At 57.8% G+C, this 16261-nt stretch carries 10 protein-coding genes; 6 read left to right on the top strand and 4 right to left on the bottom strand.

The features are described from left to right. Positions 1 to 9 precede the first annotated feature (9 nt). The 3 genes from J3362_RS01935 to J3362_RS01925 are packed head-to-tail and all read left to right on the top strand — an operon-like array spanning position 10 to position 2367. A complete protein-coding gene (locus J3362_RS01935) occupies positions 10 to 744 on the top strand; it encodes a 5-oxoprolinase subunit PxpA (RefSeq protein ID WP_349517876.1) in 735 nt (244 codons plus the stop codon). Then, positions 741 to 1433 carry a 5-oxoprolinase subunit PxpB gene (gene pxpB / locus J3362_RS01930; protein WP_349517875.1) on the top strand — a complete coding sequence of 231 codons (693 nt, stop codon included), beginning with the start codon at positions 741 to 743 and terminating at the stop codon, positions 1431 to 1433. The genes J3362_RS01935 and pxpB overlap by 4 nt, the downstream gene beginning before the upstream one ends. Then, positions 1423 to 2367 carry a 5-oxoprolinase subunit C family protein gene (locus J3362_RS01925; RefSeq protein WP_349517874.1) on the top strand — a complete coding sequence of 315 codons (945 nt, stop codon included), beginning with the start codon at positions 1423 to 1425 and terminating at the stop codon, positions 2365 to 2367. The genes pxpB and J3362_RS01925 overlap by 11 nt, the downstream gene beginning before the upstream one ends. Before the next feature lie 32 nt (positions 2368 to 2399). Here J3362_RS01925 and putA read toward each other — a convergent pair whose 3' ends face one another. After that, positions 2400 to 6029: a bifunctional proline dehydrogenase/L-glutamate gamma-semialdehyde dehydrogenase PutA gene (gene putA, locus J3362_RS01920; protein WP_349517873.1), complete on the bottom strand. Its 3630-nt coding sequence runs from the start codon at positions 6027 to 6029 to the stop codon at positions 2400 to 2402. Positions 6030 to 6199: 170 nt separating this feature from the next. Further along, entirely contained in the window at positions 6200 to 9694 is a 3495-nt protein-coding gene (locus tag J3362_RS01915) for an NAD-glutamate dehydrogenase (protein WP_349517872.1), read from the bottom strand. A 159-nt stretch (positions 9695 to 9853) separates the two neighbouring features. Between J3362_RS01915 and J3362_RS01910 the strand changes: the two genes are divergently transcribed. Further along, positions 9854 to 10306 carry an Lrp/AsnC ligand binding domain-containing protein gene (locus J3362_RS01910; RefSeq protein ID WP_349517871.1) on the top strand — a complete coding sequence of 151 codons (453 nt, stop codon included), beginning with the start codon at positions 9854 to 9856 and terminating at the stop codon, positions 10304 to 10306. A gap of 21 nt (positions 10307 to 10327) precedes the next feature. Here the strand turns inward: J3362_RS01910 and J3362_RS01905 are convergent, their stop codons facing one another. Continuing rightward, on the bottom strand, positions 10328 to 12301 hold the full coding sequence (locus tag J3362_RS01905) for a sigma-54-dependent Fis family transcriptional regulator (RefSeq protein ID WP_349517870.1): 1974 nt from the start codon (positions 12299 to 12301) through the stop codon (positions 10328 to 10330). A 337-nt stretch (positions 12302 to 12638) separates the two neighbouring features. On the opposite strand from J3362_RS01905, the gene J3362_RS01900 reads away from it, so the two are divergent. Further along, on the top strand, positions 12639 to 14441 hold the full coding sequence (locus tag J3362_RS01900; RefSeq protein ID WP_349517869.1) for a flavin-containing monooxygenase: 1803 nt from the start codon (positions 12639 to 12641) through the stop codon (positions 14439 to 14441). Between the two features lie 50 nt (positions 14442 to 14491). Here the strand turns inward: J3362_RS01900 and J3362_RS01895 are convergent, their stop codons facing one another. Next, positions 14492 to 15085, bottom strand: a complete 594-nt coding sequence (locus J3362_RS01895; protein ID WP_349517868.1) for a phenylacetic acid degradation protein PaaY — start codon at positions 15083 to 15085, stop codon at positions 14492 to 14494. 384 nt (positions 15086 to 15469) lie between these two features. Here J3362_RS01895 and paaG point away from each other — a divergent pair, with 384 nt between their 5' ends. Then, positions 15470 to 16261 (top strand): 2-(1,2-epoxy-1,2-dihydrophenyl)acetyl-CoA isomerase PaaG, encoded by a 792-nt coding sequence (gene paaG / locus J3362_RS01890; protein ID WP_349517867.1) that lies wholly within the window; start codon positions 15470 to 15472, stop codon positions 16259 to 16261.

Here is a 16261-nt window from a genome sequence, read left to right as displayed (position 1 = left end):
AGGTACACAATGAAACTCAACTGCGATATGGGTGAAAGCTTCGGCACCTGGACCAAGGGTATGGACGCCGAAGTCATGCCCTACATTGATATGGCCAGTATTGCCTGCGGGTTTCATGCATCCGACCCGCTGACCATGGACCACACGGTCAAGTTGGCACTGGCCCAGAACGTTACCATTGGCGCCCACCCGGGCTATCCGGACCTTCTGGGTTTTGGCCGCCGGGACATGGACTGCCGCCCGGATGAGCTCAAGGCTATTCTGGTGTACCAGATGGCGGCGCTGAACGGCATCTGCCAGGTACATGGCACCTCCATCTCCTACGTAAAGCCCCACGGCGCCCTGTATAACCGGATGATGGTGGACAACACCACCTTGTCGGTAGTGATGTCCGCCGTGCGCTCCTATGCACCGCAATGCCCACTTGTGGTCATGGCGACGCCGGACTGGCAACAGGTCAAGGATCGGGCAGACGAGTACGGGATTGAGGTCTGGTTCGAGGCATTCTCTGATCGCGCCTACAGCGACGAGGGCAGACTGGTAAAACGGTCGGTTCGCGGTGCCGTCCACGAGACCACCGACGCCATTGAGGCGCAGGTCACCCAGATTATCCGCGAAGGAACCGTCACCTCAATCTCGGGCAAACGCATTCCGATAAAAGCCGACACTATCTGTATTCACGGTGACAGCTACCATGCCGTCGATGCTGCGCGGCACATGCGTGAGGTTGTAGAAGCGCTATGAGGATCGAATCGGTCAACGAAAACACCTGCATGGTGTATTTTGGCGACCAGATCGGAGCGGAATCCGCGGGCCTGGTCAAGCGGGCGACCGACCGGCTGCGGCGCGACATGTCCGACCTCATCGTCGACCTGGTCCCCTCATACACCTCAATTCTGGTGACCTGGGATCTGGAGCAGGCTGACCGGTTTGCCATCGCCCGCAGGGTACGCGCAGCGATCGACTCTGAGGATGATGATTCCACCGGGGACGATTCTGCCCGCATCGTCGAGCTGCCCGTCTATTATGATCCCGAAGTGGGTCTGGACCTGGAGGATGTCTGCGAGCATGCCGCCCTGTCCCGGGACGAGGTCGTTCGCATTCACAGTGAACAGCTTTATCAGGTCTACGCCATCGGCTTCGCTCCGGGGTTTGCCTACCTGGGAAGTACCGACGAACGGATTGCCATTCCCCGGAAATCCACGCCCCGGCTGAAAGTTCCTACCGGCAGCGTCGGTATCGCAGGCACCCAAACCGCAATCTACCCGAGCTGCACGCCGGGTGGTTGGCAAATCATTGGCCGCACGCCGCAGAAAATGGTGGATTGGGACAGCGACTCCCTGGCCCTCGTGCAGGTAGGCGATCAGGTGCGCTTTCGCGCCATAAGCCGGGACGAATTCCTCGAGCTGGGAGGCAATCTCGATGAGCTTTGAAGTCCTCGAACCCGGAATGCTGGCCCTTGTTCAGGATGCGGGCCGCCACGGCTACCAGCATATGGGCGTGACCACCGGCGGCCCCATGGACGAGTTTTCGTTTTTCTGGGCGAACCGCCTGCTGGACAATGATCTCAATGCCCCACAGATCGAAATCACCTTTGGCAGGTTCAGCCTGAAGGCAAACCATGAGGCCTGTATTGCCATTACCGGTGGCGATCTGGGCGCCCGTATCAACGATCAGGCCATTGCGCCCTGGCGCACCCATCACATCAGCAAGGGTGACAGACTGGACTTCAACGCGCCCGTGAGCGGCTTGAGGGCCTACCTGGCGGTCAGCGGCGGATTCAAGCCAGCCATGAAGCTGGGCAGTTGCGCTACCGTGGCACGCGAGGGCCTGGGGGGCCTCGATGGCAAGGGCGCGAAACTGGCCAAGGGCGATAAGCTGGAGTTTGAGAAAAACGGATCGTTTATTGAGGCATTTCTTCCCGAACCGGAAATCCCCGATTATCAACAACACCTGCGCCTGGGGGTTATTCCCGGCTATCAGTATCGGAGCTTCCCCATAGTTCAGCGGGAGAAGTTTTTCTCGTGCGATTACGAAATCAGCCAGAATATCGATCGCATGGGCTATCGCCTGAAGGGCGATGCCATCTATTCGGATCTGGACGGGATTGTTTCGGAAGGGATCGCCTACGGTGCTATTCAGGTACCGAAAGATGGCCAGCCGATCGTTCTGATGAAAGACCGGCAAACCATCGGCGGCTACCCGAAAATCGGCTGCCTGAGCGCCCTGGATTCCGGTCTTCTGTCCCAGCGTGGGCCGGGATCATCGGTGAGTTTCTTCCTCTCGGACGTTGCCGAGGCCGAAGGCCGCCGAATGCTGTTTAACCAGAGGCTGAAAACAGGCGCGCCCGGCGCCAGGAACATCTGACGCCGGGCGCGTTTGGCACCGATTGTCGCCGCTTATTCCGAGGCGGCAATCAGGCTGGCGTTACCGCCCGCTGCGGTTGTGTCGACACAGAGATGGCGTTCGATCACAAATCGCTGATCCAGCGTGTGCTCGGTGATTAGCGGTAGCAACGCACCATCACGCTTGGCCAGTGCCTCGCGATAGGCTTTCAGCAGGGGCTGATCGCCGCAGCTGACTACCGCCTCGAAGCCATCGATGGTTGCCAGTGCTTCCGGCTCCAACAGCCCCTCTGCGCCAACGATCGGCAGCCCGGCCTTGTTCGCTTTATCGACCACATCCTGAGTGCCCGGTGCAATCACCACCACCTTGTTACCCTGTGACAACGCGGTACCCGCCTGCTCCAACGCGGTTTCCTTGTCCGGTCCCAGACACAGCACCACACCACGGGCATGGTTGGACAGGCGGTTGGTCTCACCCGTCGGCCCGGGCAGCGCTTCCACGTGAGCGTCCAGTGGCTCCGGAACATTGCCAAAGATGGGCCGGATTGCGTCCATACGAGCTTCAGGCCTGGGCGCCTTCAGTTTGTCCAGCTGCCCGATCAGCTTCTGCAGCTGCTTGGCATCCACCTTCCTGGCGTTCGAATCCGCCTCGCGCTCGACCGTCTCACCTTTCAGGAAACGACGCACGTACTGCGGACCACCGGCCTTGGGACCGGTGCCAGACAGCCCTTCACCACCGAATGGCTGGGAACCCACGATGGCACCGATCTGGTTGCGGTTCACATAGGCGTTACCAACCTTGATCCGGCTGGTGATGCGCTCGACACGGCGATCAACACGGCTGTGGATACCAAACGTCAGGCCGTAGCCCTTGGCGTTTATGTCGTCCACCACCTTGTCGATGTTCTTCGCCTCGAACGTGGCCACATGCAGTACCGGGCCGAAGATTTCCTCTTCCATTTCCTCGATACCACTGACGCTGAGAACCGCCGGCGAAACGAACAGCCCTTTTTCGGGCACCTTCAGCTTTTTCAACAGCTTGCCGTTGCGCTCGAACTTCTCGCAATGGTCCACGATCTTCTTGCGGGCGTTCTCGTCGATCACCGGGCCCACGTCCGTGGACAGCAACCAGGGATCACCGATGCCGAGTTCTTCCATTGCACCGTAGAGCATTTCCAGAAGGCCATCGGCAATGTCTTTCTGCACATAGAGCATGCGCAGGGCTGAACACCGCTGACCGGCACTCTGGAACGAAGACGCCAACACGTCACGGACAACCTGCTCCGGCAATGCCGTAGAATCCACGATCATCGCGTTCAGGCCGCCGGTCTCTGCCACCAGCGGCGCGTCCGGTGCCATGTTCTCGGTCATGACCTTGTTGATGCGCTGGGCCGTGGCGGTAGAACCGGTGAAGCACACGCCGCTCACCCGCGAATCGGAGGTCAGGGCCGCGCCCACGGTTGCGCCGGTACCCGGCACCAACTGGATGGCATCCCTCGGAATACCCGCCTGATGCATCAGTTCCACCGCACGGATGGCCAGCAGGGATGTCTGCTCAGCCGGCTTCGCCACCACGGTGTTGCCCGCAGCCAGATTGGCCAGAATCTGTCCGGTGAAGATCGCCAGCGGAAAGTTCCAGGGCGAAATACAACACATCACGCCGCGGGCATCGCCGCTGTCTTTATAGCGAATGGCCTCGTTGGCATAGTACTGTGAGAAATCGACCGCTTCACGGATCTCAGCAACCGCATCCAGCAGGGATTTGCCCGCTTCACGGGTAGTGAGCGCGAACAGCTCGGCGTAATTCTCCTCGTACAGGTCGCCCACCTTGCGGACACAGGCAGCACGCTCTTCAGCCGATTTAGCGGACCAGCTCTCGAACGCGGCCGCCGCTGAGGTAATCGCGGTGTCTAAATCTGCATCGGAAGCCTGGGTGACGTGGCCAACCAGGTCATCCGGATCGGCGGGGTTACGCACCACCTGCACTTCTGTACCGGCCACCTCGCCAGCAATCAGCGGACCACCTTTCCAGCGATAGTCCTTGTAGGCTCCGCGACCTTTCTCGATCTCGGTCACGGTGACCGGGTCGGTAATGTCCCAGCCCTTGGAGTTCCGACGCTGATCGCCAAAAAGCTTGAACGGATGCACGATCGCCTTGCTGGAAATGTTATTGCCCATTTCTTCAACGCTGACAATCGGATCCTTGGCAATTTCTTCCGGTGTGATGCTCTTGTCGACAATCTGGTTCACGAAGGAGCTGTTGGCACCGTTCTCCAACAAACGACGCACCAGATACGCCAGCAGATCCTTATGCGGGCCAACCGGCGCATAAATGCGACAGGGCACGCCACTGACCTTCAGAACTTCATTGTGCAGGGATTCGCCCATGCCATGGAGGCGCTGGAATTCGTAATTGTCCACGCCCTTGGTCTTGGCCATTTCGAGAATGGCAGATACCGAGTGCGCGTTGTGGGTGGCGAACTGCGGGTAAATCCGGTTCGTCATGTTCAACAGCTTGGTGGCGCAGGACAGGAAAGAGACGTCGCTGCAGGCCTTGCGGGTAAACACGGGGAAACCGTTCAGACCCATAACCTGGGCACGCTTGATCTCCGCGTCCCAGTAGGCACCTTTCACCAAACGCACCATGAACTTGCGGTCGTACTTCTCGGCCAGCCCATACAGCCAGTCGAGAACGAACGCCGAGCGTTTGCCGTATGCCTGAACGACCACGCCGAAGCCATCCCAGCCGGCAAGCTCGGGATCGGCTACCAGCTCTTCAATCACGTCCAGCGACAGATCCAGGCGATCCTGCTCCTCGGCATCGATATTGAAGCCCATGTTCGCAGCCGCGGCCTTTTTAACCAGTTCGCGGGCCCTGGGCAGCAACTCGTTCATGACCCGCTCTTTGTTGCCGTACTCGTAACGGGCCAGCAAGGCGGAGAGCTTGACCGAGATGCCCGGGTTTTTGCGGACATCGCCCTTGCTCGCCTTGGCAATGCTGTCGATGGCGTTGGAATAGGAGTCGTAATAACGCTTGGCGTCATCATCGGTGCGGGCAGCTTCGCCCAGCATGTCGTAGGAATAGGTGTAACCCTTGGCCATGTATTCCTTGGCCTCATCCTGGGCTTCATCGATATCGCGACCCAGAACAAACTGTCGACCCATCTCTTTCATCGCCTGACCGGCCACCGTACGGATAACCGGCTCGCCAAAGCGCTTGAGCAGCTTGCGCAGGGTTTCACCCACAGTGTTGCGCTCGGAATCCTTGAGCAGGTTGCTGGTCATCAGCAGGGCAACGGTGGCGGTGTTGATCAGTCCAGAGGACGCCTTGCCCACGTGGGTGCCCCAGGCACCGGAGGTGATCTTGTCTTCAATCAGTTCGTGGATGGTGGTGTTGTCAGGCACTCTCAACAGCGCCTCGGCCAGACACATGAGGGCAACGCCTTCCTTGGTCGTCAGGCCATACTCCGCCAGGAATTTTTCCATGATGGTGGACTTGGCATTCTTGCGAACGCTGCGTACCAGTTCAGCCGCACGAGCGGAAATGGCGTCGCGCTCGGCCTGGGACAACTGGGCACCAGCAATCATCTCGTGGATAACCTTGTGCTCGTCAGCGAGATAATAATCACGAATCGCCTGCCGGCTATCGACAAGCTCGGGCGTCTGTGATTGCTGCGGTCTCATAGTTGTACCCTCTTAGTTGTTTGTCTCTCCCGCATTCTACCGAGATCGACAAAGACTATTTCGCTATAAATTCAAGGAAAGCGTTCCGTTACGTCTTTAATACATCACAAAAAATTAATAATTTTCTCCAAAAAACGTGATTTTCGGTCACTTTACCTGTCGTAGTCCTGCTATGCGGCTTTCAATGCCAGCTCTCTGAGCACTCCATGAGCCACCGAGAAAACGGCACAATCCACATCATTGGCGGCCTGCATGTCGTTCAGCATCCGCTCCCAGCGGGCGAGCAACATCCGCTTGTTCCCCCGCCACGCCTCAATCCGCTTCTCCGGCGTTCCATCGCCATCTACGGGCTCGGAAAACACGCTGAGCGTGAGATTCCGTAACTGATGGTCCAGCTCGTCCCTGAAATGAATGGTCGCCAACACCTGCCAGTGGCCATTTGCCCGGAAGGCCCGCATTTGCCGGTCCAACCAGGTCAGGTTCAGGCTTTCACCGAGCGTGAAATACACCCAGGCTACCGACTCCAGCTCCTCGTCCAGCTGACGGGCGATCTCGACCATGTCCATCAGCCAGTAGCGGCTTTCCGCGGAAGCGCACCAAGCGGAAAGATCTTCCGGAACCATCCGCTCACAGTATTCAGCATAGCGTTCATACCACCGGCTTGCAGGAATCACCGATTCAAGTCGGCTTTTCGAAGCCAGCACATCCGCCATGGGAGCCCGGTAATGGTCGATACAGGAAACCGGGTCCAGCGCCTGCCGGCGGTTCTGCAAAAGCCAGCTGGTGCTTCGGGTAACCAGTCGGATGGCATCGGCGAACAGGTCTGCCTGGACACCGGCGTCAATTTTTCCATCCAGTGATTCCATACCCTCCCAATGGGCGTCTACGTCATGTATTCGCAGGGAGATCAGGTAGGCCGAGGCAATCCGTCCAGCATCAGCCCCGGTAGCACTGCGTATCCGGTCAAACCAGGTGATCCCCATGCGGTTTACCATATCGTTGGCAATCTGGGTGGCCGAGATTTCTGCACGCAGGGGATGTGCCCCCACCGCTTCCGGGAAGGCCGCCAGCAGAGAGGCCGGGAAGGCCGAGTGCAGCGCCGAATTGAATCGCGGGTCGTGGACGATCGGTGATGCAACCAGGGCCTGTTTGAGTTCAATTTTTGCGTAGGAAACCAGTACCGCCAGCTCAGGGCGCGTCAGGCCGCCGCCGTGCTCCCGGCGAGCCTGCAATTCCTCATCGGACGGAAGAAATTCGAGACTGCGGTCCAGTTTGCCTTCTGTCTCAAGCCTGCGCATCAGCCGTTCGTACTGGTCTGCAGTGGCAACTGCCGGGTTCTGGGCAAGACTCAACGCCATCGCCTGTCGGTAATTGTTGCGCAGCACCAGTTCGGCCACCTCAGACGTCATGGCCCTGAGCATCCGGTTGCGCTCGGGAAGCGACATCAGTTGTCGGTGCACCAGATCATTCAGCAGGATCTTGATATTCACCTCGTGGTCCGAGCAGTCGACGCCACCGGCGTTATCGATGAAATCACTGTTCACGGAACCGCCACGACGGGCGAAGTCGATCCGAGCCTTCTGGGTTACACCCAAGTTCCCGCCTTCTCCCAGTGCCTTGCATCGCAGTTCGTTACTATCGATTCGAAGTGAATCGTTGGTCTTGTCGCCCACATCCTCATGGGACTCCGAAGGCGCCTTCACGTAGGTCCCGATACCACCGTTCCACAGCATGTCTACCGGCGCTTTCAGCAAAGCGCTGATCAGATCCGCAGGCGACAGGCTGCGTGCCTTGATGCCCAACACCTTGCGCATCTGTGACGACACGGGAATAGACTTCATGGATCGGGAGAAAACACCGCCCCCGTCGCTGATCAGCTGGGTGTCGTAATCGGCCCAGGAGGAACCGGACAATTTGAAAAGTCGCTCTCGCTCGCGAAACGAGGCCGCCGCATCCGGATCCGGGTCGACAAAAATATGCTGGTGATTAAATGCTCCGATAAGGCGAATTCGGTCTGAAAGCAGCATGCCGTTGCCGAACACATCGCCACCCATATCGCCGATACCGACCACGGTGAACTCGTCGCTCTGGGTATCAGTGCCTTTTTCCAGGAAGTGCCGTTTCACCGACTCCCAGGCGCCCCGGGCGGTGATACCCATTTTCTTATGGTCGTAGCCCTCACTGCCTCCGGAGGCAAAGGCATCACCCAGCCAGAAGCTGTACTCTGCCGCCAGTGCGTTGGCGATATCGGAAAACGTGGCTGTGCCCTTGTCGGCGGCGACCACCAGATAGGTGTCATCGCTGTCATAGCGAACGACATTGGCAGGAGGGACCACCTGGCCGTCATCAAGGTTATCAGTGATATCCAGCAGCCCCCTTATGAAGGTCTGATAGCACGCAACCCCTTCTTCGCGAACTGCCTCCCGAGAGCCATCCCTGGGCGGCTGCTTCACCACGAAGCCACCCTTGGCGCCTGCGGGCACGATCACCGAGTTCTTGACCTGCTGGGCCTTCACCAGGCCAAGAATCTCCGTGCGGTAATCCTCAATCCGGTCGGACCAGCGAAGGCCACCGCGGGCCACGGGCCCGGCACGCAGATGCACGCCTTCGATTCGGGGCGAGTACACAAAAATCTCGAACTTTGGCCTTGGGCGCGGTATGTCAGGAATCGACGACGGGTCCAGCTTGAGCGACAGATAGGACGGAAACCCACCATCCTCCCGGACCTGGAAATAGTTGGTTCTCAGCGTTGCCCGGATGAGCATGAAGAAACGCCGCAGAATACGGTCGTCATCAAGGCTCGCCACCGCTTCAAGCGAGTCCCTCAGCTCTGCCTCAAGCCTTTCTGTCCTGGACTTGCGTCCTTTCACCCCGGGCTCGAACCGATTGAAAAAGAACGCCACAAGCCGCGACGTGATATCCGGATGCCGGGCCAGTGTTTCTGCAATGAACGGCTGACTGAATCCGAATCGCAGTTGCTTCACATAACGGGCGTAGGCTCTGATCAGTGCCACTTCTCGCCAGCCCAGGCCGCAGAGCATGATCAGCTGGTTGAAATCATCATTTTCTGCAAAGCCGTTCCAGATTTCCCGGAACGCCGACTGGATCAGCGGTCTTGCAGTACTCAGGTCGGCTTGCCGGCACCGGTCGTGGAGTTCGACGGTAAAATCACTGACCCCGAAATTTTCGCCATCCCGCCGACGAACCCGGTAGGGGTGCTCGCCCAGAACCCGCATACCCAGGTTCTCCAGAATCGGAATCACATCTGACAGGATAACCGGCTGGCCTTCGCTGTAGAGCTTGAAGTGGAATCCGGTTTCGGATGGATCTCGGGGTTGATAGAACCGCATGGGCACATCGGTGCTCACGGCAATGGACTGGATCTGCTCAATATCGGCAAGTGCCTCCGACACCGGAAACCTTGCCCGGTAGGCTGAAGGAAACCCGCCACTGAACACCTGGGCATAGCGCCCGCCAATCGAGTCGCCGAAACTCCGGACCAGTTCGCCGTGGAGGTCGTCATCCCAGGATCGGGACTCCTCCACCATCCGGGCTACGATCTCCCGAAGTTCCAGGGAGTCGTCGTTATCGGACGCCTGGTTCTGGAGGACATCGGCAAGCTGTTCCAGCAGGGTTTGTTTTTGTAATGCGCGGGAATCGGTCATCGAAACTCTCCGGACTTGGTAAACGTTCTTACTGGGCTGTTTAACCTACCAGTATACGCAAGGCCGGAAAGTCACTTAGACCATATAGTTTCGGATTAGAGGAGTTTCGATTATATTTGCCATATGATTTAGCCGTTAATTTAACCTGGAACAGACAACATGGCCGAATTGGATCGAATAGACCAATCCATTATTCGCGAGCTACAGAAGAACTCCCGAATCACGGTAACCGAGCTTGCGTCCCGGGTGGGCCTTTCCAAAACGCCGTGCCAGGTGCGGATGCGCCGGCTTGAGGAGCACGGCTATATCACCGGTTACACGGCCCTGGTTAACCAGACCAAACTTGGTCTCAGCCACATTGCCTTCGCACAGGTCACCCTGAACGACACCAGCAGCGGCGCCCTTACCGCCTTTAACAAAGCCGTTCAGACCGTCTCGGCGGTGGAACAGTGCCACATGATTGCCGGAAACTTCGACTATCTGTTAAAAGTCCGAACCCGCAACATGCAGGAATACCGGCAGGTACTGGGCGAAGAGATTTCCGCCCTGCCGCATGTGCTGCAGACCAGCACCTTTGTCGTTATGGAGAACGTGAAGGACGCGGGTATCTGACACCTGGCACGACGCGTTCCACTACTTCCTTTCCGTACCAATGCCTTTTCCGAGAAAGCGGGGCAGAATAATGCCCTGCTGTCCAATCCACCGGTAAATTGTTGGTCGCGAAACATCGAACTGCCGAGCCACCTCTGAAATGTTCCACTGATGGACCTGAAGCGCATTCAGCAACGGGGTCGATTCCGGTTCCGTGCCGGCCAGGTCTCCAACTGAAGGCGGCATCCGATCGGACACACATTCTTCCGGCAGATCGTAAGCCGTTATCTCGCCGCCATCGCACGTTGCCTCGGCAAATGTCAGGGCGTTGACCAGTTGTCGAATATTTCCCGGCCAATCGAAGGCCAGAAGCGCGCTCACCGCATCGGCGCGTATGCGCACCTTCGGAAGGCTTCCGCTGACAATCAGGTTTTCCAGCACCGACTGGATAACATGCAGTCGGTCTGCCCGCTGCCTTAACGGCGGTAGTTTCAAACAAGCACCGTTGAGGCGATAGTAAAGGTCCGCACGAAATTCACCACGCGCGATCAGCTGAGACAGATCCTGGTGGGTTGCGGCGATAACCCGGCAGTTCACGCAAACCGGTCGATCTGAGCCTATCGGAAGAATTTCGCCCTCTGCCAGAACCCTCAGTAATCGGGTCTGGAGCTGCAGCGGCATATCGCCAATCTCGTCGAGGAACAAGGTGCCACCATCCGCTTGCTGAATCAGCCCTCGCATACCCTTGTTCCGCGCGCCTGTAAAGGAGCCTGCAACGTAGCCAAACAACTCACTCTCAATCAGCGATTCCGGAATTGCCGCACAATTGACCGCCACAAACGCCTGTCCGCTCCGATTGCTCGAATCATGGATAGCGCGGGCAAGGATCTCTTTTCCGGTACCTGTTTCGCCAAGAATCAGCAAACCCACATCCCTATTTCGAAGTCGCTTGGCCAGACCAAGCGTGCGCCGCATGACTGGGTCATCAGCCGCAAGGATATCGAGCCCGGGAACCCGATCGTCGGCAGCAAGCGTTTCAACCTCAGACGGCCTGGATGACACGATGCGAGGCTGAATCAGGGCAGCAAAGAATGTGTCCCCGCTTCCCTGGCGCCGGAAGGCCCGCACCTGATCGTCCTGATCGAACGGAATGCTCCAGATGTCTTCCAACTGGCATTCGAACAGCTGGGTAAGGTCCGGATTCTGGTCCGCCCTGTTCTCAAGATGCATATCCTCAATCAGCTCGCGCCCGGCTGTATTGCTAGCTTCGACGCGCCCCGTCTCATCAATGGCAAAGAGATACTGACCGTTGACCTGTACAAACTCCCGCGACTTATCGCACCGAAAAATCACCTGACTCCGGTACCTGCGCAGGAAATAGGCATCTTCAATCATCCGCGCGTAAAGTTGAGTCAGGTTCAGAGCGAAGGTCTGACTGTAACGCGCCTCAGGGGAGTCCAGAGCGGAAATATCCAACACCGCCAGAAGTTCGCCCGAAGGGTCCCTGATGGGCGCCGATGTGCAGGTCAGGCTGATATGGGTGGCATCAAAATGATCGACCCGATGACAGGTCAGTGGCAGCTGTTCCGCGATACAGGTGCCAACCGCGCAAGTGCCAGCGTACTGCTCACTCCAATCGGCTCCCAAATAAAGTCCCGCCTGTCGCAGGCGTCGGTCAGACCGCCGGTCGCCCAGGTACTGCACCGTAATTCCGCGATGGTCCGTCAGAAGGAGCACGTACCCCAGGTGACAAATCATCCCATATAGCTGTTCGACGCCGGCCCTCGCCACGTTCAGGAACTCATCCACAGAATCCTGATGTTCCCGAAGCGTCTGCTCTGTGACGATACGTGCGCTACGTGGCCGACTCGGATCCAGCCCGTATTCCGTAAGGCAACGCGTCCACGAGCGTCCGATCAGCTCCGTCTCGGGAAATGAATGTGCAGGCTGAACGCCATCCACATAACTGAGGATGTTGTCGATGTGTTGACGCTTGGCAAGTTGTTGCGTGGTCATGCAAAGCTCCTGACCCGACGGGCTCTTGTGGTTGTCATCTGTCGGAGGACTACTGCAATATCTATTCAGCTTATACCCTTAACACTTCTCCCCGCATCCTCCTTTAGTGCCAGCCAGTAGATTACACCTGTAACGTCGGCAAGCTGGCGGACATGACAGCTGTAATGCACTGAGGCAAAAATTGGCACTGGAGCTTGCACTGCCGCCCATTCATCACCCCAAAAGACGCCAATCATTTCAGATACCTGGAAGCTCTGGGTGCGCGGAACCGCAACCTGGCACAGCAGCTGCTACGACCACTCTGCAAACAAAAAAAATGCAACAGTGGAGATCAGTAATGACGCAGCAACCCAGCACACCCACGCAAAAAGCAGAACAGTGGCTCGCCGGTTTCGAGGAAACCCTGCGATCCGACACCCCTGAGCAGGCTGCCAATCACTTTGAGGAAGGAGGCTACTGGCGAGACCTCGTTTCGATGACCTGGAACATAAAGACCATGGAGGGGCGGTCAGAGATACAGGATATGCTCGCTAGCGCCGCCAAAGACCGCCGCCCGCATAACTGGCAAGTTAGTGAAGAAGCCACAGACCAGGACGGTGTTATCGAAGCCTGGGTCACCTTCGAAACTACCGACGCTCACTGCAAAGGGCACTTGCGGCTCCGTGACGGGAAAGCCTGGACTCTTCTGACCACCATGCAGGAGCTCCGGGAATTTCCTGAAAAACGCAATCACCTGCGCCCCAAGGGCGCTCAGCACGGCGCGAGCAAATCTCGCAAGACCTGGCTCGAGGCCAGACAGGAGGAAGAACAAGAACTCGGTTACAGCAAACAGCCTTATTGCGTGGTGATCGGTGGTGGCCAGGGAGGCATCGGCCTGGGAGCGCGTTTGCGGCAACTGGACGTCCCTACCATCGTTATAGAGCGCAACCCAAGGCCCGGCGATTCCTGGCGCAACCGTTACAAGTCCCTTTGTCTTCACGACCCGGTGTGGTACGACCACATGCCCTATATCCCCTTCCCCGAACACTGGCCTGTTTTCTGCCCCAAGGACAAGGTTGGTGACTGGCTGGAGATGTACACCAAAATCATGGAGCTGAATTACTGGAGTTCAACGGAATGCACCGGCGCCCGCTTTGATGAGCAGCATCAGGAGTGGGTCGTTGACGTGGTCCGGGATGGAGAAAGAGTTACCCTCCGCCCAAAACAGCTTGTATTGGCCACCGGTATGTCCGGCATCCCCAATATCCCCAACATTCCCGGCATGGACAGCTTTGAGGGAGAACAGCACCACTCCAGCAAGCACCCGGGCGGGGAAGCCTACAAGGGCAAGAAATGCATTGTGCTGGGCTCCAATAACTCAGCCCATGACATCTGTGCCGCCCTCTGGGAAAACGATGCCGACGTGACCATGATTCAGCGTTCTTCCACCCATATCATCAAGTCAGACACACTCATGGACCTGGCACTGGGTGGACTCTATTCAGAGCAGGCAGTCGAAAACGGCATTACCACCGAAAAGGCCGATCTGACTTTCGCGTCCCTCCCCTACAGGATCATGCCTGAATTCCACAAACCGGTTTACGAGCAGGCGCAGGAACAGGATGCGGATTTCTACAACCGCCTGAGGAGAGCAGGCTTCATGCTGGACTTCGGTGATGATGGCTCTGGCCTGTTCATGAAGTACCTACGGCGTGGCTCCGGCTATTACATTGATGTCGGCGCTTCGGAACTCGTCGCCCAGGGGGAAATCAAGCTGAAAAGCGGCGTGACCATCGAACGCGTTAACCCACGATCCGTGACGCTGACCGACGGCACCGAACTTCCAGCAGACCTGATTGTGTATGCCACCGGCTTCGGATCAATGAATGGCTGGGCTGCCCGCATCATTTCTCAGGAAGTTGCCGACAAGGTCGGAAAATGCTGGGGCATGGGTTCTGACACTACCAAGGACCCCGGGCCGTGGGAGGGAGAGCTGCGTAATATGTGGAAACCAACCCAGCAGGAGGCACTCTGGTTCCACGGTGGCAATCTGCACCAATCCCGGCATTACTCCCGCTATCTGGCTCTACAGCTGAAAGCACGCATGGAGGGGCTGGAAACGCCTGTTTACGGATTACAGCCAGTCCATCACTTGTCCTGATACAGCAGGCGGCCCCGAACCGAGGACGCTCGGGGCCGCCTAGCAGTTCATCACTGCTCGTACTTCGGCTTGTAACCCCCTGCGTCCACGCGGGCCCGATCCTGGTCGGCTTCGGCCAGTGGCTGGACCTCCTCAAGGCTGGCCAGAGAACGAAGCGTCAGTCGCTGGTACTCTTCAGTGCCCTTTCTCTTCCAGGCGATTTCCTTGTCGCTCAGCATGCGCATAACCTTGGCAGGTGAGCCAACGATCAGCGACCCCGGCTCACAGGTAAACTTCGCCTTAACGAACGCGCAAGCGCCAACAATGGAGCGGGGCGCAATGTGCGCCTCATCCATCACCACCGCATTCATGCCCACCATGGCATCTTCGCCGACAACGCAGCCGTGCAGGATTGCGCCATGGCCGACGTGTCCGTTTTTCTCGACAACCGTATCCATCCCGGGAAAGGCATGCATCACACAAGTGTCCTGAACATTGGACCCCTGTTTCAGAATAATCCGCCCGAAATCTGCACGCAGCGAAGCCGCAGGCCCCACGTAGCAATCCGGTCCGATCCAGACATCGCCAATCAGAACGGCGGTCGGATGCACATAGGCGGACGGATGAACAACAGGAACAACGCCTTCTATACTGTAGCTGGGCATAACGGTCTCCTTCGCAGACGGGCCTGGCAGCGCTCCGCCAAACGACCGGCTGAACGTGGGACCCGAAAAGTCATTGTGATTCATTTTCTGTATCACATTATCCTTTTCCGGGAGATTTTTCATACCTTAGCGCCTGTTTGGAGACGAGAATCCACCGCCTCAATGGCCCAAACCCAAGAACGCTGATAAATTTTTACCGGATATTCAGCCATGTAGACGAAGCAGGCCACCATATCCGACCAAAGTGATACAGAACCAAGCCAGCACAATCCTTGACGAGTATCAATTCTAAGATATACTCATTTTCCACATTCGATAGCAGTGTGCCGATTTAACACACCTTTCGCGCTATCCCCCCTACAACAAACAACAGGACATACCGCCATGACTCAGCCGAGCATTCTTCTTGAAATCGATCAGGGCGTGGCTCTGCTTACCCTGAACCGTCCGGACAACCTGAACAGTTTCAACGTTGAAATGCATGAGCGTATGCGCGATGCCATCAGCACCGTGCGCAAGGATGAGTCTGTCCGTGTACTGGTTATCACCGGTTCCGGCCGGGGTTTTTGTGCGGGGCAGGATCTTTCCGACCGCAGCGTCTCACCAGATCAGGAAATGCCGGACCTGGGCGCCTCCCTGGAGAACTACTACAACCCGCTGATGCGCAGCCTGCGTGATCTGCCGATGCCCGTGCTCTGCGCCGTGAACGGCGTCGCCGCTGGCGCCGGTGCCAATATCGCGCTGGCCTGCGACATTACCCTCGCAGCCCGCTCAGCCAACTTCGTTCAGGCTTTCTGCAAGCTGGGCCTGGTACCCGATTCCGGCGGCACCTGGACGCTGCCCCGCGTGGCTGGCATGGCCCGGGCCAAGGGCATGGCGCTTCTGGGCGAAAAGATCAGCGCCGAGCAGGCGGAAAACTGGGGCATGATCTGGCGCTGTGTCGATAACGAGCAGCTCATGGAAGAAACCATGAAACTTGCCCGCCATTTCGCGACCCAACCCACCAAGGGCCTTGCACTGATCAAGCGGGCACTGCACGCCAGCGCCAGCAACACCTTTGAAGAGCAGATCAATCTGGAGCGCGATCTGCAGCGCATGGCGGGACAGACCGAAGACTACCGTGAGGGCGTTGCCGCCTTCATGGAAAAACGCACGCCGAACTTCAAGGGGAAATAA

Source organism: Marinobacter sp. NFXS11 (assembly GCF_040148675.1).
GTDB lineage: Bacteria > Pseudomonadota > Gammaproteobacteria > Pseudomonadales > Oleiphilaceae > Marinobacter.
The sequence above is the reverse complement of the archived record's forward strand: the minus strand, read 5'-3'. Positions and strand labels throughout refer to the sequence as shown.